Source organism: Streptomyces sp. NPDC087263 (genome assembly GCF_044744645.1).
Taxonomy (GTDB): domain Bacteria; phylum Actinomycetota; class Actinomycetes; order Streptomycetales; family Streptomycetaceae; genus Streptomyces.
In genome coordinates this window covers 473934-494026 of the sequence record NZ_JBIUYT010000008.1, presented here as the reverse complement: position 1 = coordinate 494026, position 20093 = coordinate 473934, and the positions used below count along the sequence as shown (strand labels likewise).

17 protein-coding genes are annotated in these 20093 nt (G+C 71.3%); 3 read left to right on the top strand and 14 right to left on the bottom strand.

The annotated features are described in order from the left end of the window. Positions 1–4: 4 nt before the first annotated feature. Genes ACIPC1_RS27335 through ACIPC1_RS27325 form a run of 3 tightly spaced genes read right to left on the bottom strand, consistent with a single transcriptional unit; the run spans position 5 to position 2864 of the window. Positions 5–829: an ABC transporter permease gene (locus tag ACIPC1_RS27335; RefSeq protein ID WP_384389450.1), complete on the bottom strand. Its 825-nt coding sequence runs from the start codon at positions 827–829 to the stop codon at positions 5–7. Beyond that, positions 817–1713 (bottom strand): ABC transporter permease, encoded by an 897-nt coding sequence (locus tag ACIPC1_RS27330; protein WP_402521358.1) that lies wholly within the window; start codon positions 1711–1713, stop codon positions 817–819. Before ACIPC1_RS27330 ends, ACIPC1_RS27335 begins: the two co-directional genes overlap by 13 nt. Continuing rightward, positions 1710–2864, bottom strand: coding sequence for an ABC transporter substrate-binding protein (locus ACIPC1_RS27325; RefSeq protein ID WP_402521356.1), 1155 nt, complete (start codon positions 2862–2864; stop codon positions 1710–1712). Before ACIPC1_RS27325 ends, ACIPC1_RS27330 begins: the two co-directional genes overlap by 4 nt. 211 nt (positions 2865–3075) lie before the next feature. Here ACIPC1_RS27325 and ACIPC1_RS27320 point away from each other — a divergent pair, with 211 nt between their 5' ends. Then, positions 3076–3816 (top strand): GntR family transcriptional regulator, encoded by a 741-nt coding sequence (locus ACIPC1_RS27320; RefSeq protein WP_402521353.1) that lies wholly within the window; start codon positions 3076–3078, stop codon positions 3814–3816. An 89-nt stretch (positions 3817–3905) separates the two neighbouring features. Here ACIPC1_RS27320 and ACIPC1_RS27315 read toward each other — a convergent pair whose 3' ends face one another. The 8 genes from ACIPC1_RS27315 to rpe form a co-directional block, all read right to left on the bottom strand. Further along, on the bottom strand, positions 3906–4358 hold the full coding sequence (locus ACIPC1_RS27315; RefSeq protein ID WP_365438506.1) for an Lrp/AsnC family transcriptional regulator: 453 nt from the start codon (positions 4356–4358) through the stop codon (positions 3906–3908). A 10-nt stretch (positions 4359–4368) separates the two neighbouring features. Beyond that, positions 4369–5835 carry an amino acid permease gene (locus tag ACIPC1_RS27310; protein ID WP_402521351.1) on the bottom strand — a complete coding sequence of 489 codons (1467 nt, stop codon included), beginning with the start codon at positions 5833–5835 and terminating at the stop codon, positions 4369–4371. Between the two features lie 373 nt (positions 5836–6208). Beyond that, on the bottom strand, positions 6209–6604 hold the full coding sequence (locus ACIPC1_RS27305) for a hypothetical protein (protein ID WP_402521348.1): 396 nt from the start codon (positions 6602–6604) through the stop codon (positions 6209–6211). Between the two features lie 120 nt (positions 6605–6724). Next, a complete protein-coding gene (locus ACIPC1_RS27300; protein ID WP_402521345.1) occupies positions 6725–8164 on the bottom strand; it encodes a GuaB1 family IMP dehydrogenase-related protein in 1440 nt (479 codons plus the stop codon). 168 nt (positions 8165–8332) lie between these two features. Further along, positions 8333–8758 (bottom strand): barstar family protein, encoded by a 426-nt coding sequence (locus ACIPC1_RS27295; protein ID WP_402521342.1) that lies wholly within the window; start codon positions 8756–8758, stop codon positions 8333–8335. A gap of 135 nt (positions 8759–8893) precedes the next feature. Then, on the bottom strand, positions 8894–9550 hold the full coding sequence (locus ACIPC1_RS27290; RefSeq protein ID WP_402521340.1) for a maleylpyruvate isomerase N-terminal domain-containing protein: 657 nt from the start codon (positions 9548–9550) through the stop codon (positions 8894–8896). A 149-nt stretch (positions 9551–9699) separates the two neighbouring features. Further along, positions 9700–10743: a sugar-binding transcriptional regulator gene (locus ACIPC1_RS27285; protein ID WP_402521337.1), complete on the bottom strand. Its 1044-nt coding sequence runs from the start codon at positions 10741–10743 to the stop codon at positions 9700–9702. A gap of 78 nt (positions 10744–10821) precedes the next feature. Further along, complete coding sequence (rpe, locus tag ACIPC1_RS27280) at positions 10822–11508, bottom strand: ribulose-phosphate 3-epimerase (protein ID WP_385740903.1); 687 nt, start codon at positions 11506–11508, stop codon at positions 10822–10824. Between the two features lie 134 nt (positions 11509–11642). Here rpe and ACIPC1_RS27275 point away from each other — a divergent pair, with 134 nt between their 5' ends. Continuing rightward, positions 11643–13814: an MMPL family transporter gene (locus ACIPC1_RS27275; RefSeq protein WP_402521333.1), complete on the top strand. Its 2172-nt coding sequence runs from the start codon at positions 11643–11645 to the stop codon at positions 13812–13814. A 278-nt stretch (positions 13815–14092) separates the two neighbouring features. Here ACIPC1_RS27275 and ACIPC1_RS27270 read toward each other — a convergent pair whose 3' ends face one another. Both ACIPC1_RS27270 and fmt read right to left on the bottom strand, forming a co-directional pair. Continuing rightward, the gene (locus tag ACIPC1_RS27270) at positions 14093–15517 is read right to left on the bottom strand and encodes an RsmB/NOP family class I SAM-dependent RNA methyltransferase (protein WP_402521331.1); all 1425 of its coding nucleotides are present in this window, start codon (positions 15515–15517) and stop codon (positions 14093–14095) included. 359 nt (positions 15518–15876) lie between these two features. Further along, positions 15877–16809 carry a methionyl-tRNA formyltransferase gene (gene fmt, locus ACIPC1_RS27265; RefSeq protein ID WP_402521329.1) on the bottom strand — a complete coding sequence of 311 codons (933 nt, stop codon included), beginning with the start codon at positions 16807–16809 and terminating at the stop codon, positions 15877–15879. Between the two features lie 416 nt (positions 16810–17225). Between fmt and ACIPC1_RS27260 the strand changes: the two genes are divergently transcribed. Beyond that, complete coding sequence (locus ACIPC1_RS27260; RefSeq protein ID WP_384389485.1) at positions 17226–17774, top strand: hypothetical protein; 549 nt, start codon at positions 17226–17228, stop codon at positions 17772–17774. A gap of 77 nt (positions 17775–17851) precedes the next feature. Here ACIPC1_RS27260 and ACIPC1_RS27255 read toward each other — a convergent pair whose 3' ends face one another. Further along, the gene (locus ACIPC1_RS27255) at positions 17852–19999 is read right to left on the bottom strand and encodes a primosomal protein N' (RefSeq protein WP_402521324.1); all 2148 of its coding nucleotides are present in this window, start codon (positions 19997–19999) and stop codon (positions 17852–17854) included. Positions 20000–20093 lie beyond the last annotated feature (94 nt).

Sequence of the window (20093 nt, the reverse complement as noted above, 5' to 3'; positions counted from 1 at the left end):
GGGTTCATCCCCGGGAGGCCGAAGCGGATGCTTTATGGGAGCGGCCGCCGAACACGGCGAGCGAGAGCAGCAGCGCCCACGTGACGAGCAGGCTGAGTACGGACACCGCGACGGACAGCTGCGCCTGCGAGCCGCCGACGCTGTAGATCCACACGGCGAACGGCTGGAAGCCAAGCAGCTGCGCGACCGTGAACTCGCCGAGGACCAGCGCGAGTGTGAGGAAGGAGGCGTTGAGCAGCGCCCCACGCAGATTGGGCAGGACGACCCGGACCAACGCCTGCGGCCAGGGCGCGCCGCAGCTGCGGGCGGCCTCGACGAGCGTGCGTACGTCGACGGCCCGCAGTCCGGCGTCCAGCGCCCGGTACACGAACGGCAGCGCCATCACGACGTACGCGAGGACGAGGACGAACGGGAAGCTCGGGTTCTGGATCGCCACGAAGGTCTGGAACAGCGGCGTACGGGAGAGGTGTTCGGGGCCCCACTTGAGGACCGTGGAGATCCCGGCGACGAACGCGATCGGCGGGACGACCAGCGGCAGCGAGCACACCACCTCGACGACCGGCCGCAGCCGGGGCGCGCCGAGTCGCAGCGCGACCATCGCGGGCACCATCAGCAGCAGCACCACGGCGATGGTGGCGAGGGCCAGTTCAAGGGAGAGCAGCAGACTGGAGGTGAAGCCCTCGGTGGAGACGATCTGGCTGTACGCGTCGAAGGTGATCCCCTGCCCCGGCACGTCCACGGTGAAGATCACGGACGCGGCAAGCGGCACCAGGAAGTACAGCGCGGCGAGGGCCAGCACGACCCACCGCCAGAGGTTCAGGCGAGCCATCGCGCGCTCCGTCGTTGCAGGGGCAGGTACACGGCCATCACCACGCCCGCGATCAGCACCATGTCGAGGCTGAGGGCGAGCGCCACGTTCTCCTGGCCGACCAGGACGTTGCCGGAGATGGCGTCGGCGATCTGCAGGGTGACCAGCGGGACCGAGCTGCCCACCATGGCCGCCGCGGTGGCGTACGCGGCGAAGGCACTGCCGAAGAGGAGCACGAGTCCGCCGAGCAGCGAGGGCGCGAGGACGGGGAGAGCCACGTGCCGCCAGTACTGCACGGAGGTGGCGCCGTTGTTCTGCGCGGCCTCGCGCCACTGGGAGCGCAGTCCGTCGAGGGCGGGCGTGATGGTGAGGACCATCAGCGGGATCAGGAAGTACAGGTAGACGATGACCAGACCCCAGAAGCTGTAGAGGCTCCAGCCCTTGTCGGTCAGGCCGAAGTGCCGGGTCAGGACACCCGCGTTGCCGAGGGTGGCGACGAACGCGAAGGCCAGTGGGACACCGCCGAAGTTGGCGAGCACGCCCGATGCGGTGAGCACGGCCTCGCGCAGCGCGCGGAAGCGGGAGGTCACCACGGCCTGGGCGAGCGGCAGTCCAAGGACGGTCGCGATGCCCGCGGAGACGGCGGACAGCTTGACGCTGCCGACCAGGGCGGTGAAGTAGGCGCCCTGAAGCGAGTCGGTCAGATTGGCCGCGCTGTACGAAGTGGCGCCGGTGGCCTGGTCCTTGACGGTGAAGGCGCCGTTCAGCATGGCCAGGGCGGGGATCCCGAAGGCGATCGCCACGAAGACCAGCAGCGGGGCAACGGGGAGCCAGCCGCCGACGCGGCGCCCACGCTTCGAGGAAGCGGCGGGCACCACGTCGACCGGGGGAAGAGTGGCGGTCATCCGGAAACGGCCTTGCCCCAGCCCTGGGCCAGGACTTCCTTGGCCTTGGCCTGCTGGTCCTCGGTCGGGAAGGTCGGCGTGCCCGAGACCTCGGGGAGCTTGGCGGCGGCGGTCTTGTCGAGCGTGCCGGCCTTCTCCATGGAGGTCATCAGGACCGGGCGGGCGAACCCTTCGAGCCAGAGGTTCTGGCCCTCGGTGCTGTAGAGGTACTCCTCCCACAGGCGGGCGGCCGCCGGGTGCGGGGCGTCCTTGTTGATGGCCTGGGAGTAGTACTGGGAGAACTTGCCGTCCTCCGGGACCGTGACCTTCCAGTCGACGCCCTTGGACTGGAACTCCGCGGCGTAACCGGCGTTCAGGTAGTCCCAGTCGATGCTGATCGGCGTCTCGCCCTTCTCGACCGTGGCCGGGGTCGACTCGACCGGCGTGTAGTTGCCGTTCTTCTTCAGCTCGGCGAAGAAGTCCAGGCCGGGCTGGATGTCGTCGAAGGAGCCGCCGTTGGCGAGGGCTGCCGCGTACACGCCGCCGAAGGCCGACCCCGACTTGGTGGGGTTGCCGTTGAGGGCGACCTGCCCCTTGTACTCCGGCTTCAGCAGGTCCTTGAGGGTGGTCGGGCAGGTCTTGACGCGCTTGGCGTCGCAGCCGATGGAGATGTAGCCGCCGTAGTCGTTGTACCACTGGCCCTTCGGGTCCTTCTGGCCCTCGGGGATGTCGCCGAAGGAGGCGACCTCGTACGGCGCGAGCAGCCCCTGCTGGGCGGCGCTCAGTGCGAAGGAGCTGCCGAGGTCGAGGACGTCGGGGGCGCGGTCCTGGCCCTTGCGGGAGGTGACGGCGTTGATCTCGTCCTGGCTGGAGCCGTCCGGGTTCTCGACCTCGACCTTGATGCCGTACTTCTTCTCGAAGCCGTCGATGAGGGCGCCGTAGTTGGCCCAGTCGCGGGGCAGGGTGATGGCCTGGAGCGTGCCCTCCTTCTTCGCCGCCGTCACCAGGGCGTCAAGGCCGCCGAAGGCGTCGGCCGAGGTCGCGGTGGCCGCGCTCTTGCCGTCGGCGGTGGTCGACTCTTCGGGGGCCGCGCCACAGGCGCTCAGGGCCAGTGCGGCGACGACGGCAAGGCCGCCGGTGAGGACTGCGGTCCTCGGCAGGAACACGGACACGGTCACTCCAGGATTACGCACGAGGGTGTGGTGGAACGGATAACTTGTCTGAACAAGTTGGCCTCAGTAGGCCCGCCGATGATGTCCTGTTCGTAAACACTGGAATAACCCTGACCCCTGATTCCTTGGACAATCCCCACCCACACGGGTCAGTTCCGCACCTGGACTAGGGTGATTACTCTGTGCACAGACACCTGATCAGAGGGGAAGCATGCCGGCGCGACACGAGGAGATCGCCGAGGCGCTGCGGCGGGCGATCGACCGCGAGGAGTACACGGTCGGCAGTCTGCTCCCGGCGGAGACGGACCTCGCGGCGCAGTACGCCGTCTCGCGCGGCACGGTCCGCCAGGCGGTCGCGGCCCTGACCGCCGAGGGGCTCATCGGCTCACGCCAGGGCGCCCGCCGCGTGATCCTGGCCGGCCGCCGCAGCCAGAGCTTCGCCGAGCTGCGCAGCTTCGCCCAGTGGGCGCGCGCGATGGGGCGGGAGGCCACCGGCGAGGTGGTGACGCAGGAGTACCGCCCGGCGACGGCGGAGGACGCCGTACGGCTCCAACTGCGCGAGAGCACCAGCGTGTTGCATGTGCTCCGCGTCCGTGGCCTGGACGGCGAGCCGGTCCTCCTGGAGCGGACCGTCTACGCGGACTGGATCTCCCCCGCCGTCGAGGCCATCGAGCCCGACTGCCCCTCCGTCACCCAACGCCTCTTCGAGGAGACGGGTTTGGTCTTCGCCTACGGTGAGCACCTCATCGACGCGGTGGCGGCGGGCGCCCAGGACGCCGACCTCCTCGACGTCCGGCGCACCAGCCCCCTGCTCCGGGTCCGCCGCATCACCACCACCCGCGAAGGCCGCCCGGTGGAGTGGTCCGACGACCGCTACCGCTCGGACGCGGTGAGCTTCAGCGTGCACAACTCGATAGGAAACAACGCGCTGGCGAGGAAGACAGCGGAGTAGCAGCGACTTGGAAGCGCCCCGAGCAGGAGCGCCCCGTCGGGGGCGCGGGGAACTGCGCGACCAGCCCCCACTCGCCCCCAGCGGAGCGACTACGTGGGCGACCCGGAAGAGAATCGGCGCAGCAGAGGCGACAGAACCAGCACCGACTTCGTCCGCTCCACGAACGACTCCCCCGCGATCCGCTCAAGCACCCGCTCGAAGTGCCGCATGTCCGAGGCGAAGACCTGCACCACCGCGTCCGCGTCCCCGGTGACCGTGGACGCGGCCACCACCTCCTGGTACCGCTCAAGGCCCCGCTGAATGGTCTCCGGCGAGGTGTTGCGCCGGCAGTAGATCTCGACGAACCCCTCGGTCTCCCACCCCAGCGCGGCCGGATCCACCCGCACGGTGAACCCCGTGATGGCCCCGCTGGAACGCAGCCGGTCCACCCGGCGCTTCACGGCGGGCGCGGACAGACCGACCTGCTGCCCGATGTCGGCATAGGAGCGCCGCGCGTCCTCGGCGAGGGCGTGCACGATGCGTTCGTCGAGATTGTTCAGCACTGCGGGTGGTTCACTTCTCTACGGTGGCGATACGGGACCGGCGGTAGCCGTAACTGAAGTAGAACACGAGCCCGACGGCCATCCAGACCCCGAAGACCACCCAGGTCACGGTGTCGAGGCTGCCCATCATCCAGACGCAGAACGCGAAGCCCAGCGCGGGCAGCACCGGCGACAGCGGCACCCGGAACGTACGCGGCATGTCCGGACGTGTCCGGCGCAGCACCACGACCGCGATGTTGACCAGCGCGAAGGCGAAGAGCGTGCCGATGCTGGTGGCGTCGGCGAGCTGACCGAGTGGGATCGCGGCGGCGAGCACTCCGCAGAACACCGACACGATGAGGGTGTTGGCGCGCGGCACACCGCTCTTCGGGTGAACGCGCGAGAAGACCTTGGGCACGAGTCCGTCGCGGGACATGGCGAAGAGGATGCGGGTCTGGCCGTAGAGCACGGTCAGCACGACGCTGGCGATGGCGATGACGGCACCGGCGGCGAGCAGCGTGCCCCAGAGGGCGTCGCCCGTGACGTCCTCCATGATCCCGGAGAGCGCGGCCTCCGAGTCGGTGAACCGCCGCCAGGGCATCGCGCCGACGGCGACGGCCGCGACCAGGACGTACAGCGCCGTGACGATGATCAGCGAGAGCATGATCGCGCGGGGCAGGTCGCGCTGCGCGTTCTTCGCCTCCTCACCGGCCGTGGAGGCGGCGTCGAAGCCGATGTACGAGAAGAAGAGCGTCGCCCCGGCGGCGCTGACACCCGCCATGCCGAGCGGCATGAAGTTCTCGTAGTTGCCGGACCGGAAGCCCTGGATGCCGATCGCGCAGAACAGCAGCAGGGCGGCGATCTTCACCACGACCATGATCGTGTTGGCGCGGGCCGACTCCCGGGCGCCGCCGAGCAGGAACGCCATCGCGAGCAGGACGACGATCAGCGCGGGCAGGTTGAAGATGCCCCCGTCGCCGGGCGGCGCGGAGAGCGCGTCCGGGATGGTGACGCCGATGGTCCCGTCGAGCAGCTCGTTCAGGTACTCGCCCCAGCCGACGGCGACGGCGGCGACCGACACGCCGTACTCCAGGACCAGACACCAGCCGCAGATCCAGGCGATCAGCTCGCCCATCGTTGCGTACGCGTACGAGTACGAGGACCCGGCGACCGGGATGGTGCCCGCCAGCTCGGCGTAGGAGAAGGCGGAGAACAGCGCGGTGAGGCCGGCGATCACGAAGGAGAGGGTGACCGCGGGGCCGGCCTTGGGGACGGCCTCCCCGAGGACCACGAAGATGCCGGTGCCGAGGGTGGCACCGATGCTGATCATGGTCAGCTGCCACAGCCCGAGCGAGCGTCGAAGCGACCCTCCCTCACCCTGGCCGCCCTCGGCGACCAGGCGTTCCACCGGCTTGCGGCGCATGAGGCGTGCGCCGATGCCCGGGGACGGCGGGGCGGACGAGGGGCGGGACTGCGGGGGTGCGCCTTGGTCGAGCACGCGTTGGCTCCTTCATCGCTGCCTGCCGGAAGAGGCGGGAACGGGCGGCACCCCTGACAGCAGGGACCCGCCGAGCGGAGTCCCCGCCACGCTAAGTACAGCGCTTGACCCTACGAGCCCGGGCTTCACGGGCGTAATGCAGCAACCTTGCGCACCTCCGCAAGATCATTGCGTTCATCGCAGTCCGGCGGGTGTTCGTTGCGCGGGGCCTTTCGATGGCTGTGCGGAGCGCCTTTCATCCCTTGCGCGCGGCCCCGCGAGCCGGTGAACGCCAGCCCTCTTCAGCCCCTGGGCGTGGCTACGCAAGCCGATGAGCGGGGGCGCCTTCGAGTCCCGGGTCGGGCTCCGCGAGGCCGATGAGCGCGCACCGCGGTCAGCCCTCCTCCGGCCCGCCCGCGACGGCCCGCGCCCGTGCCGCGTCGTCCTCGTCGAAGCCCAGCTGCCCGGGTTGCCCGTACGACGCCGCCTGCCCGTCGATCCAGCGCGTGTGCGCCTCCCAGGCGGCCTGCTTGCTGGTGCCGAGGGCCGCGCCGATCTGCGACCAGGAGGCACCGGCCTCGCGCGCCGCACGAACGGTGAGCTGACGCCCGTACGCCGCCTTGCGGGCCACCACCTCGCTCAGCGCGAGAAGTTCCAGGAGCCCCGCCCGGTCGAGCGCCTCGGCGTCGCTCCCGGCTCCGGCGAGCGACTCCCGTACACGCAGCTCGTCGAGACGGGCCACGGCGGTCAGCAGGGTGTACTGCGGCTCGATGCTCTGTGGTGTCGTCATACACTCAGCGTCGCGTCAAGCAAGCCTGACGTCAAGATGGCCTGACGCAGAGGGAGGCCCAACGCCGACGGCCCCCGCGGTCGCACCACGGAGGCCGGACGAGAACGAGGAAGCGCGCCGTTACCAGCTGGCGTGCAGCGGCTTGCCCTCGGCGTAGCCGGCCGCGCTCTGGATACCCACGATCGCCTTCTCGGCGAACTCCTCCAGGGAGTTGGCACCCGCATAGGTGCAGGAGGAGCGGACGCCCGCGATGATCGAGTCGATCAGGTCCTCGACGCCCGGGCGGGACGGGTCGAGGAACATGCGCGAGGTGGAGATGCCCTCCTCGAACAGCGCCTTGCGGGCGCGGTCGTACGACGACTCGTCGCTGGTGCGGTTCTTCACCGCGCGGGCGGACGCCATGCCGAACGACTCCTTGTACGGACGTCCGTCGGCGTCCTGCTGAAGGTCGCCCGGGGACTCGTACGTGCCCGCGAACCACGAGCCGATCATGACGTTGGACGCACCCGCAGCCAGCGCCATCGCGACGTCGCGCGGGTGCCGTACACCGCCGTCGGCCCACACGTGCTTGCCGTACTTCTTGGCCTCGGCCGCGCACTCCTTCACCGCCGAGAACTGCGGTCGGCCGACACCGGTCATCATCCGGGTGGTGCACATGGCGCCGGGGCCCACACCGACCTTGATGATGTCCGCGCCCGCCTCGATCAGGTCGCGCACGCCTTCCGCGGCGACGATGTTGCCGGCCGCGATCGGCACCCGCGGGTCGAGCGCGCGCACCGTCCTGAGGGCGCTGATCATCGACTCCTGGTGCCCGTGGGCCGTGTCGATGACCAGCGTGTCGACGCCCGCGTCGAGGAGCTGCTTGGCCTTGCCCGCGACATCGCCGTTGATGCCGACGGCGGCGGCGATGCGCAGCCGGCCGTTCGCGTCGGTGGCCGGCGTGTAGAGCGTGGCGCGCAGGGCGCCCTTGCGGGTGAGGATGCCCGCGAGCCTGCCGTCCTTGTCGACGGCGGGGGCGTAGCGGCGGTTGGCGTGGTCCAGCCTGTTGAAGGCCTCACGCGGCTCGATGTCCGCGTCCAGGAGAAGCAGGTCCCTGGACATGACCTCGGACAACTGGGTGAAGCGGTCGACACCGGTGAGGTCGGCGTCGGTGACCACGCCGACGGGGCGGCCTTCCTCGTCCACGACGACGCCCGCGTTGTGCGCGCGCTTGGGCAGCAGCGCCAGCGCGTCGGCGACGGTCTGGTGCGGGGCGAGGATGATCGGGGTGTCGAGCACCAGGTGGCGTCCCTTGACCCAGGAGACGACCTCGGTGATGACCTCGATCGGGATGTCCTGGGGAATGACCACGAGCCCGCCGCGACGGGCGACGGTCTCGGCCATCCGCCGGCCCGCGATCGCCGTCATGTTGGCGACGACCAGCGGGATCGTGGTGCCCGTGCCGTCGGGGGAAGCGAGGTCCACACCCTGACGTGAGCCGACCGCGGAGCGGCTGGGCACCATGAACACGTCGTCGTACGTCAGGTCGTACGGGGGCTGGATGTCATTGAGGAAACGCACGTGCTGCACATCCCGGTCGATCAGAGGTGGCCCCCGGACAGGTCAGCCAGGGGGAAGAGCACGTACTTCATTCTCCCATGACGCGGTGTGTATGCCGCCCGGGCCGATCCTCCAGACAGGGGTGTGCCGGTTGGTGACTTCCTCCGACAGCAGGCCGGGGGCCGCTCGCTACCGGGGCTCCGCCAGTGCCATCACCACGGCCAGCGGGGTGTCCGTCCCGCGCCAGTGGGCAGCCGAGTCGGCGAAGATCTCCTGGAGCACACGCCAGTCCGCGGCCGAGGCCGCCGCGTACTCCTGCCAGTCCTGTACGAGGATCAGCCGGCCGTGCGGAGTGGGCCACCATCCGAGGTCGCCGAGGCAGTCGGCGAGGGCGTCCCAGTTGGCGCCGAACCAGTCCGGCAGGCGCAGTGCGGTGGCGCATGCCGCCATCAGCCCGGTTTTGTCCGAGACGCCGGCGAGGTCCAGGACCGCGGTCTCCCAGCCGGCGTTCCGCGCGGCTTCGAGAGCACGCTCCACGGGCAGTTGGGCGGGCCAGGAGAGGACACCGGAGGGTGCGCTTCCTTCGAGCACCGGCGCGAGCGGGTTGTCCGTCATGTCAGCACCGGCCTGACTGATTCGTTGTGATCATCGGTGTAGTAGATCTCGCCGCCCCGCCCGCTGACAATGCGGCACGCTTTCCGATCGCTGTCGCCGGGAGTTTTGGCCTCGCCGTCCACGGCTGTTCGGCGTCTATCCGAGGACGAGCGGGAGTTTCGCCGCCAGCTCGCCCAGTTCGGCCGTCTCCGCGTCGGTCGGGGCACGCCGTCCGGTGCCGACCAACAGCGCGTCCTTGTCGCAGAACGACGCGGGGAACGGGGCCGGGGCGATCTTCTCCAGCAGCTCGCGGGTCCGGGCGAGCCCCTCCGCGGGCGGGCCGGCCGCATCCGGGAAGTGTGCGACCAGGTCGAGGTGGTGCAGCGTCCACTCCAGGACGTACGCGGAAAGATAGTCGCCCGTGGTGAGAACCTCGCCGCGGGTGCCGACCAGCCGGCCCGGGTCGGCGAGTTCCGCGGCGCGGCCTGCGGCGGAGCCGACGTCGTCGAGGTGGAACTTGAGCAGCCAGGGCTCCTGGTACGCGGCGGCCAGCCGTACGGTCAGCGCGTCGAGCGGGTCGTCACCGGTCGGCGGCGTTCCGGTGACTTCCCAGTAGGTGACCGCGTCGCGGGTCGGTTCCGTCTCGGCGGGAGTCACGAGAGTGATCAGGACGTCCTGGGCGTCGATGACCAGGTGGCACACCAGGTCCCGTACGAGCCAGCCGGTACAGCCGGACGGCAGCGCGAAGTCCTCGTCCGGGAGCTCGGCGACCGCCGCGCGCAACGCTGCCCAGGAGCGTGAGAAGAGATCCACATCGGCAAGGTAGTGCGGCGCGGTAAGGGCGGACAAGCGGGTGCGGAACAACCGGCCGCCAGCGTCGGGAGGAGGCCGGACCGACCCTCCCCGCGCGCAGGGAGGGTCGGTCCCGTGGCCACCCCGCGCGCGATGCCTCGTACAAGCCGTCAGATCCCGTCGGGATCCTCTCGGTTCAGCGCCGGACGCGGTGTCGTTCCCGCCGTCATCAGGTAGTCCGCGGCGGACGTGTCCGTCACCAGGCTGGTGACCAGCCCGGACCGCAGCACCGCGTCGATCGCCGCGCCCTTGCGCTGACCGCCCGCGATCGCGACGACCTCGGGGATACGGCGCAGCCGGTCCGTCTCGACGGTGATGCAGCGCTCGCCCAGGTCGCGCCCGACCCGGCGCCCCTCGGCGTCGAAGAGATGCGCGGACATCTCCGCGGCGACCCCGAGGGTGGCGTAGTGGGCGCGCTCCTCCTCGGTGAGCATGTCGTGCACCGTCGAGATACCCGCCTCCCAGGAACCGATGGACACACAGGCGACCGTGACCTTGTCGAAGTACTCGAAGGCACGGGCGATCCCGGTCTGGCTGCGCAGCGCGGCCGCGGTCGCCGCGTCGGGCAACAGCATCGGCGCGTAGATCGGGTGGGCGTCGCCGCCCGACACCTGGGCGGCACGCCGTACCGCCTCCACCGAACCGCGCTCGGCGGTCCCGGCGTCGTACACCCCTGTCAGCTGCACCACCGTGCACGGCGGGAGCCGGTCGAGGGCCGCCGCCATGTGGATGGTGGAGCGGCCCCAGGCGAGGCCGAGCACATCGCCCTCGTTGACCAGCTCGCCGAGCAGATCCGCGGCGACCTCGCCGAGGTTCTCGGGGTCGGGCGACTCCTGGGCCTCGGCCGGGGACTCCACCACGACCGCGTGCCTCAGGCCGTAACGGGCGCGCAGCGCGTCCGAGCGCTCCGCGTCCAACTCTGCGGGGACGCGGATCTCGATCCTCACGAGATCCCGCTCGAGAGCGGTTTCCAGGACCCGGGCCACCTTGAAGCGGCTGACGCCGAACTCCTCGGCGATCTGGATCTTGGATTTGCCCTCGAGGTAGAAGCGGCGGGCCATGGCCGCCGCCTGCACCAGCTCTGCGGGTCCCATCCGCATGGCTGACCGGCCCGTCGACATACCCGACACGGCGATCTCCTCACTGCTGTTCACACTCTGGATTCGCCGTTCATCCTCGCAGATCCGGCGTACTTGATCAGCCCAGATGGGCGGCGTTCACGTTCCCTTCGGTCAGTGTCCGCAAGCCCACGATGCCTGGGCCGTCACCTCCTGAGCCTGCGTGCGCAATGCACGTACCGCCTGGGCCGGGTCGGATGCCCCGTACACGGCCGATCCGGCGACAAAAACGTCCGCTCCGGCCTCCGCGCATCGCTCGATCGTCGACGCCGAAACTCCGCCGTCGACCTGGAGCCAGAGTTCAAGACCGTGCTTGCTGATCAACTCGCGAGTGCGCCGGATCTTCGGGAGCATGATGTCGAGGAAGGCCTGACCGCCGAATCCCGGCTCGACCGTCATGATCAGCAGCATGTCGAGCTCGGGAAGCAGATCCTCGTACGGCTCGATCGGCGTCGCGGGCTTGAGCGCCATGGAGGCACGGGCACCCATGGCACGGATTTCGCGGGCGAGCCGCACCGGCGCGGCGGCCGCCTCCACATGGAAGGTGACGGAACCGGCACCCGCTTCTACGTACTGAGGTGCCCACCGATCGGCGTCCTCGATCATCAGATGGCAGTCCAGCGGCGTGTCCGTCGCACGGGCCAGGGACTCTACGACCGGCACACCCAGCGTGAGGTTCGGTACGAAATGGTTGTCCATGACATCGACGTGGAGCCAGTCGGCCCCCTCCACCGCCTTTGCCTCCTCGGCAAGGCGGGCGAAGTCGGCGGACAGGATGCTGGGGTTGATCTGCACGGCCATGCTCCAAGACTGCCATGCTCCGGGCCCCTTGCTCGCCTCGGTCCAGACCTAGGCCGTTCTGCGGATGTTGTGCCACGGCGCCACATGCCATGCTGGGCGGCCCACAGGCTCCATACAGGGCTACGGGGGCGGCCATGACGGACCGACAGGTAACGCAACGGCGGGGAATCGCCTGGCTCGTCTGCGGTCGGCGCAGCAAGTGGGCGGTGGTGGGCCTGTGGCTGGTGCTGCTGGTCCTCACGGCACCGTTCGCCCAGAAGCTCACCGACGCCCAGGACAACGACGCCGCCTCCTGGCTGCCCGGCTCCGCCGAGTCCACCCAGGTCCTGCAGATCTCCGAGGACTTCAGGCCGGAGCAGATCCCCGCCGTCGTCGTGTACGCCCGCGCGGACGGACTCACCGCGCAGGACCGGACGCGGATCACCGAGGACGCGGCCCGGATCAAGCAGCTGACCGCGCACGGCATCCGCGGCGCGGAGACCCGGGGACCGGTCTACGACCGGGAGACCGGACCGCGCGCGGCCCAGATCCTGGTCCCCATCACGATGGACGAGAAGGGCTGGGAGGAGATCGCTCCCGCGGTCGACTCGATCCGTGACGTGACCGGCAAGGGCGGCGAGGGGCTGGCGGTGCACGTCACCGGCCCGGGCGGTACGTCCGCGGACTTCTCCAAGGCCTTCGAGGGCATCGACTCCACCCTGCTGCTCTCCGCGCTGGGCGTCGTCATCGTGATGCTCCTGCTCACCTATCGCAGTCCCACCCTGATCATCGTCCCGCTGCTCGGAGTGATCGCCGCGCTGTTCACCGCGCAGGCGCTGATCTACTTCCTCGCGCAGCACGCGGGCCTGACGGTCAACGGCCAGAGCGCGGGGATCCTCACGGTGCTCGTCTTCGGCGCGGGGACGGACTATGCCCTGCTCCTGGTCGCCCGCTACCGGGAGGAACTGCGCCGCCACGAGGACCGCCACGAGGCCATGGCGCTGGCCCTGCACCGCGCGGGCCCCGCCGTGCTGGCCTCGGGCGCCACCGTCGTCCTGAGCATGCTGGTGCTGCTGGCGGCCGAGATGAACTCGACGCGCGGGCTCGGCCCGGTCGCCGCGATCGGTGTCGCGGTCGCGCTGGTCGCCATGGTGACGCTGTTCCCCGCCCTGCTGGTGATCTTCGGCCGCTGGATCTTCTGGCCGGTGATCCCGCACTTCGGCTCCGCCGATCCGACCGAGCGGGGCGTCTGGGCACGCATGGGAGGCCGTATCGCCCGCCGCCCGCGCCTGATCTGGGGCGTCACGGCGGCGGCGCTCGTCCTGCTCTCGCTGGGTCTGATCCAGCTGCGCGCGGAGGGCATCAGCAACGCCGACGCCTTCACCGGCAAGCCCGACTCGATCGTCGGCCAGGAGGTGTCCGCGCGCTACTTCCCCGCGGGCAGCGGCGATCCGCTCGTCATCGTCAGCAACCGCGCCCAGGCCGAGGAGGTCGGCCGGGCGGTGACCGCCACCTCCGGTGTCGCAGCGGACTCCCTCGGTCTGCCACCCGGCACGAAACCCGAGTTCGAGGGCAAGGTCCTCTACGAGGCCACCATGACCGCCCCCGCCGACAGCGAGGCCGCGAAACAGACGGTGGAGCGGGTCCGGGACGCCGTCCACGCAGTCCCCGACGCCGACGCCCGGGTGGGCGGCGGCACCGCGTCCCTGCTCGACATGGACAAGGCGACGACCCACGACAACATCCTGATCATCCCGCTGGTGCTGGTCGTGGTCCTGCTGATCCTGTGCGCGCTGCTCCGCGCCCTGATAGCGCCCCTGCTGCTCATCGGAACGGTGGTGCTGTCCTTCGCGGCGGCGCTCGGCATCAGCGCTCTGGCGTTCCGGCACATCTTCGACTACGCGGGCGAGTCGACGGACTTCCCGCTGTTCGTCTTCGTCTTCCTGGTCGCCCTGGGCATCGACTACAACATCTTCCTGACCACCCGTATCCGTGAGGAGGCGGACCGGTACGGCACCCGCAAGGGCGTGGTGACGGGCCTGACCGCGACCGGCGCGGTCATCACCTCCGCCGGCCTGGTCCTCGCGGGCACCTTCGCCGCGCTGGGCACGCTGCCGATGGTGGCCTTCGCGGAGCTCGGCTTCACTGTGGCGCTCGGCGTCCTGCTCGACACCTTCATCGTGCGTTCGGTGCTGGTCACGTCCCTGTTCCTGGACGTGGGACCGAAGGTGTGGTGGCCGCACCGGCGGGCGCACGAGGACGGCGGAGAGCCGCCGCCCGCGGTGGCACCCTCGGAGGCGCCGCAACCGGCCTCGCGGCCGGACTAGGTCACTCCGCCGACGTCTCCCGCGCCCGTACTCAGCCCGTGCCACGGGGAGCGGTCGACGTGGCCTGTGCGAGCAGCCCGTCGACGAACGGCGCACTCCCTGGGGACAGGTGTCCCGACGGATACGCGCTCGGCCCGACCCTCAGCGCCGCACCCCTGACCGCCGCCCTCATCGCCCTCACCGTCCGGCAACGGACCGGCCCACCGGCACGAGCGGAACGAACCGGGGAAGGGGAGCTGCTCTCCGCCCGGGATTGACCGGACGGAAGGTTCACACGGTCATCCGGTCCGGCGGATCAACGCCAGATACATCGCGTCCGTCCCGTGCAGATGCGGCCACAGCTGTACGTCGGGACCGTCGCCCAGGGCCGGTACGCCGGGCAGCAGCGGGCGGGCGTCGATGAGCTCGGCGGCGTGCTGCTTGACCACGTCGTTGACCACGGCGCGGGTCTCGGCGAGGTGCGGCGAGCAGGTCGCGTAACCGACGACGCCGCCGACACGCACGGAGTCGAGCGCCGTGCGCAGCAGCCCGCGCTGGAGCGGCGCGAAGCCCTCCAGGTCCGAGGGGCGCCGCCGCCAGCGGGCCTCGGGACGGCGACGCAGGGCGCCGAGCCCGGTGCAGGGCACGTCCATGAGCACGCGGTCGAAGGTGCCGGACCGCCACGGCGGACGGGTCCCGTCGGCAGCGATGACCTGGTATGGCCCGGGGTTCCCGGCGAGCGCCTTCGCCACAAGACCGGCGCGGTGCGGCAGCTTCTCGGAGGCGAGCAGCAGGGCACCGCGTTCGGCGGCGAGCCCGGCCAGCATGGCGGCCTTGCCACCGGGGCCGGCGCACCCGTCCAGCCATACCTTGTCGGGCCCGTCGAGCGGTGCGTTCGCCAGGGCGATCGCGACGAGTTGACTGCCCTCGTCCTGCACACCGGCACGGCCTTCCCGTACGGCGTCGATGGCACCCGGTTCGCCGCCCTCGGAAAGCCGTACGGCGTACGGCGACCAGCGCCCCGGCAGCGCGGACTCCTCGCCGAGCACGTCGAGGAGTTCACCGGCGGTGGACCGCCCCGGGCGGGCGACGAGCGTCACCTCGGGCCGCTCGTTGTCGGCCTCGAGCAGATCCTCGATCCCTGCGCGGCCTCCGCCGAGCGCATCCCACAGTGCCGAGACGACCCACCGCGGGTGCGAGTGAACGATGGCGAGATTGTCCTCGGGGTCGTCTTCGTACGGCGGCGCGACCTGCTCGATCCATGCGTCGAGATCCTGCTGCGAGATCTTCCGCAGGACGGCGTTGACGAACTTGGCCCGTCCGTCGCCGAGCACCACGCGGGCGAGCTCGACGGAGGCGGAGACAGCGGCGTGGGTGGGGATGCGGGTGCCGAGCAGCTGATGAGCACCGAGGCTCAGCACATCGAGCACCGGCGGATCCACTTCGCGCAGCGGCCGGTCGACACACGCGGCGATGACGGCGTCGTACGTCCCCTGCCTGCGCAGCGTCCCGTACACCAGCTCGGTGGCCAACGCGGCGTCCCGCCCGTCGAAGTCGCCCTTCTCACGCGCCTTCCGCAGCAACGGGGGCAGCACGAGGTTCGCGTACGCGTCCCGCTCGTCCACGGCCCGCAGCGCCTCGAAGGCGAGCATGCGGACGGGGTCCTTCTGGGGGCGGCGATAGGGCTTGCCGGGCTTGCGCGGCCGACGGGACTGCTCACTCACGAAAAAGGTGCTCCGGATTCGGGAAAAGGTGCGTCTACCAGCGTACGCCGCGGGGCTGACGCCGGACCCCGACGGTGTCTCGGGATGATGCGAGGTCCCACTTCGGCGTCTCGGGGTGGTGCCAGGACCCGCCTCGGCACCTTGGGGCGGTGCCCAGGACCGGCCTTGCTGTCTCGGCGTGATGACAGGACCCGCCTCGGCGTCTCGGCGGGGGTGGCGCCAGGACCCGTCTCGGCGTCTCGGCGGGGGTGGCGCCAGGACCCGCCTCGGTGTCCCAGCGTGGGTGATGCCAGGACCCGCCTCGGTGTCCCAGCGTGGGTGATGCCAGGACCCGCCTCGGTGTCCCAGCGGGTGCCAAGTCAGGCCCCGACCCGCTCCCCGGAGGCGATGCGCACGCCGCGCGCCCAGTCGGCGGCGCGCATCGGCTTCTTGCCCTGGGCCTGGACCCACAGCAGCTCGACGGCGTACGAACCGGTCCCCACATACACGTTGTTCTTGCCGACGGACAGCTCGCCCGGGGCGAGGTCGGTGCGGTCGGCGACGGGGGCGACCTGGATGAGCTTGAGCCGCTCGCCCCGGAAGACGGTCCAGGAACCGGGCGCGGGGGTGCAGCCGCGGACGACCCGGTCGACCCGCAGCGCCGGGGCCGACCAGTCGACGTGGGCGTCCTCGACGCTGATCTTCGGCGCCAGGGTGATGCCGTCGGCGGGCTGGGGGACGGCCTTCAGGCTGCCGTCCTCGATCCCGTCCATGGTCGCGGCAAGCAGTCCGGAACCGGCGAAGGCCAGCCGGGTGAGCAGGTCCCCGCTGGTGTCGGTGGGCCGGATCTCCTCGGTGACGGTCCCGTAGACGGGTCCGGAGTCGAGCCCCTCCTCGATGAGGAAGGTGGAGGCGCCGGTGATCTCGTCCCCCGCCATGATCGAGTGCTGCACGGGTGCGGCACCGCGCCAGGCGGGCAGCAGCGAGAAGTGCAGGTTGACCCACCCGTGGACCGGGATGTCCAGCGCGACGCGGGGCAGCAGCGCACCGTACGCGACAACGGGACAGCAGTCGGGCGCGATCTCCCGAAGCCGCGCCAGGAACTCCTCGTCCCGCGGCTTCACCGGCTTCAGTACCTCGATCCCGGCCTCCTCCGCGCGCTCGGCGACCGGACTCGCGACAAGCCGACGCCCCCGCCCGGCCGGCGCGTCGGGCCGCGTGACAACGGCGGCCACCTCGTGCCGCCCGGAGGCGATCAGGGCGTCCAGAGCGGGAACGGCGACCTCGGGGGTACCTGCGAAGACCAGCTTCATGGGTGGCGGTTGACCTCTCGGACGGGAGCACTTCAGACCCTGCACACCCGCGGGGAGCGGCGGGTTGCGAGGCAGCGCACCAGTCTATGCGGGGCGGGCGCTCGGGTGCGCGGGGGCGCCCGCCCCGCGCTGGACGCGCCGCTCCCGCGAGGCGTCAGCCGACTCGCGCAGGAGATACCGCACCCGACAGCCCACTCGCACAGGCAGTCCGGGAGGGAACACACGTGCCGAGCAAAGTCCCTTGACGGGTCAACAATCCACCGGGGGCGTACGTCCCACCTCGCGCCCCGTGCATATGCCCTTACGCCCCCGCAGCGTTACCACTCACCCCTCAACGCGTTGGTCAAGAAAGAGTTGACACAACGGGCCGCAATCGCGGCCCGATCCTTTTCAACGCCTGTTCGAGAGGCTTGTTCATGGCCGACCACGCAACCCACGACGCCCAGGCTCGGGCCAGCCTGCACTTGCTGGTGCGGGACATCGAGCGGGTCCGCCGGCAGGTGGACGCACTGCGCACGCTGACCGCCCAGCTGGGCAACGTCTACCGCCCGCGCCGCTCCGGCCCCTCCGCGGGCTTCGTCGTCTACGGACGCGCCCCCGCCCCGACCGTCCGCCTCGCCCAGGAGCTGCGGGACAGCGTCGAGACCCTGGTCACGGCCGCCGTGGACTTCGACCGCTCACTGGGTTTCTCGTGGGACGCGGTGGGCTCGGCCCTCGGGGTCACCAAGCAGGCGGTGCACCGCCGCTACGGCGCCCGCCGGGCCACCGCGCAGGCCGCCGCGGAGGCGGAGCGCGCCACGGAGCCTGCGGGCAACCACACCGTCGCCGTCAACACCGGCATCCCCACGGTGCCGGTACCGACGGTTCCCGCCGCCCGCTCCATGCCGACCCAGCCGACGGCGGGCAGCTCCACTTTCCGTGAGGAAGTGCGGCCCACCGCGTTCCCGGGGCCGCGCAACGGCTGACCCCCTGTCCCCGTCTGCCTCCCGGCGCCACCAGGCCTGGGAGGCAGCCCAAACCGACGCCCCTTCCCGGCACACGCTCACCCGATGTCCGGCGGATCGATCCGAATCCGTACGGGCTCGCTCCCCCCACGAGCCATCCGCGTCGCCTGTGCGGTCTTCAACGCCGCGGCGAGCGCGGCCCCGCTGCCGGGCGGCACCCGGATGAGGGCCCGCTCCCAGTGCTCGCCCGGGGGCGGCCCCCCGACCCGCCGAGGCCGCCCCACCTCCGTGACGTGCATCGGCACGGGCCCCAACACCTCGGCGTCTGCGGGCAGTTCGGCCGCGGCGAGGAACCCCGCCAGCGCCTCCGGCGTACCGGACACGGCCGCCATCCGCGACACCGGCGGAAACCCGAGCTCGGCGCGCTCGGAGAGTTCGCGGACGGCGTGCCCGACGGGATCCCACCGTACGAGCGCCTGGACGGGCCGCAACGTCGGCTCGGCGACGACGACCACGGTCCCCCCGGCGCTCTGCGGACGCACCAGCGAAGCCGCGCCGATCCAGCGCCGCAGCGCCTCCTCACCGGCCCGCAGATCGGGCCGCCCGAGCATCGCCCAACCGTCGAGCAGCAGCGCGGCCGCGTATCCCCCGTCGGCGACGGGCTCGGCCCCCGGCGTGCTCACGACGAGCGCGGGCGCACCCGCCACGGTGTCCAGGACCTGCTCCCGCCCCGACGTCCGCACGGGGACGGCCGGAAACGCCCGTCCCAGTTCCTCCGCGGTCCGCCGCGCGCCCACGATCTGTGCCCGCAGCCGGAACCCACCGCACTCGGGACAGTGCCAGGCCGCCTCGTCCCGCCCACACCACGTACACCGCAGCGCCCCCGCGTCCTGTGACTCCAGCGGCCCCGCGCAATGCCGGCACCGCGCGGCGGCCCGGCACTGGGCGCAGGCCATCCGCGGAACGTAACCCCGCCGCGGCACCTGCACCAGCACCGGCCCGTGGCGCAGCCCTTCCCGCACCACCTGCCAGGCGATCGTGGGCAACCGGGCGGCCCGAGCCGCCTCGTCCCGCGCGAGATCCCCGTCCCCCACGGTCCGCACCAGCGGCGCGGCCCCCCGCACCTGCTCGCGCTCCGCGACCAGCGGCAGCGCCCAGCCACTCTCGACCAGCTGCGCGGCCTCGACCGTGCAGCTCCAACTCCCCAGCAGAAAGGCACACTTGTCATGAGCGGCCCGCAGCTGAAGCACCTCTCGCGCATGTGGCTGAGGCGCGTGCGGCTCGCTGTGGCTGCCGTCCCCGTCGTCCCAGATGGCGACGAGTCCCAGATCCCGCACGGGCGCGAACATGGCGGCCCGGGTTCCCACGACGGCCCGTACGGACCCACGCCGCACGGCAAGCCACTCCCGGTACCGCTTCTCCGGCCCGGCCTCCGCGGTCAGCACGGCGTGCCGCCCCTCCCCCAGCAGCGAGGTCAGCGCGGCATCGACGCGCGAGACGGCCCGCCCGTCCGGCACGACCACGAGCGCGCCCCGCCCCGAGGCGAGCGTCGCACCCACGGCCCGCGCCAGCTCCTCGGCCCAACCGGGCCCGGGCAGCGCATTCCACACCGCACGCGGCGCTCCCCCCGCCGCGAGCGCCTCCAGAAAGGCCGCCCCCCGCCCGTACCGCGCCCAGGACCCCACCTCGGGCACCCCGGGAACCGGCAGCGGCGCAGGCGAAGCCTTGCCCTCCGCCCGAGCGTTGCGCGGCGGGACAGCCAACTGCAGTACATCGGCGAGGCTGCCCGCATAACGGTCGGCGACCGCGCGCGTGAGCCCCAGCAACTCCGCGCTCAACACCGGCTCGGGCGAAACGACTTGAGCCAGCGCGGCCAAGGGCCCCGCGTACTCCGACTCGGCAAGCCGCTCGACGAGAAACCCGTCGATCAGCCCCCCGCCCTCACGCCGCCCCTCCCGCACCCGATGCCGCCCGGCCCCGAACCGCACCCGCACCCGCACGCCGGGCTGCGCCTGCGCATCGAGCTCCTCAGGCACGGCGTAGTCGAAGTACCGGTCGAGATGCAGCACGCCCTTGTCGACGAGCACACGCGCGACAGGCAGCTCCTTGGCAAGCGCGGCCCCCCGCCACGTCCGCGGTTTCGCCTTGGGCGCCGCGGCCTTCCGCACACTCTCCCGAATCAACGCAAGCTGCTCGGGCGGCGCACCCTCCGCACCACCTTCACCATCCCCATCCGCGCTGCTCACAGCAACATTCCTACCAGACCCCACTGACAGCGCCGCGTGCCCCGAGATGGTGATGAACCACCGAGAAACACCGAGGCCCGGCACCCCCCAAGGG

What these genes read in the sequence shown, in the direction of transcription:
- ACIPC1_RS27335 (WP_384389450.1), bottom strand. Translation starts at nt 829, where the DNA reads ATGGCTCGCCTGAACCTCTGGCGGTGGGTCGTGCTGGCCCTCGCCGCG.
- ACIPC1_RS27330 (WP_402521358.1), bottom strand. Translation starts at nt 1,713, where the DNA reads ATGACCGCCACTCTTCCCCCGGTCGACGTGGTGCCCGCCGCTTCCTCG.
- ACIPC1_RS27320 (WP_402521353.1), top strand. Translation starts at nt 3,076, where the DNA reads ATGCCGGCGCGACACGAGGAGATCGCCGAGGCGCTGCGGCGGGCGATC.
- ACIPC1_RS27305 (WP_402521348.1), bottom strand. Translation starts at nt 6,604, where the DNA reads ATGACGACACCACAGAGCATCGAGCCGCAGTACACCCTGCTGACCGCC.
- ACIPC1_RS27295 (WP_402521342.1), bottom strand. Translation starts at nt 8,758, where the DNA reads ATGACGGACAACCCGCTCGCGCCGGTGCTCGAAGGAAGCGCACCCTCC.
- rpe (WP_385740903.1), bottom strand. Translation starts at nt 11,508, where the DNA reads ATGGCCGTGCAGATCAACCCCAGCATCCTGTCCGCCGACTTCGCCCGC.
- ACIPC1_RS27275 (WP_402521333.1), top strand. Translation starts at nt 11,643, where the DNA reads ATGACGGACCGACAGGTAACGCAACGGCGGGGAATCGCCTGGCTCGTC.
- fmt (WP_402521329.1), bottom strand. Translation starts at nt 16,809, where the DNA reads ATGAAGCTGGTCTTCGCAGGTACCCCCGAGGTCGCCGTTCCCGCTCTG.
- ACIPC1_RS27260 (WP_384389485.1), top strand. Translation starts at nt 17,226, where the DNA reads ATGGCCGACCACGCAACCCACGACGCCCAGGCTCGGGCCAGCCTGCAC.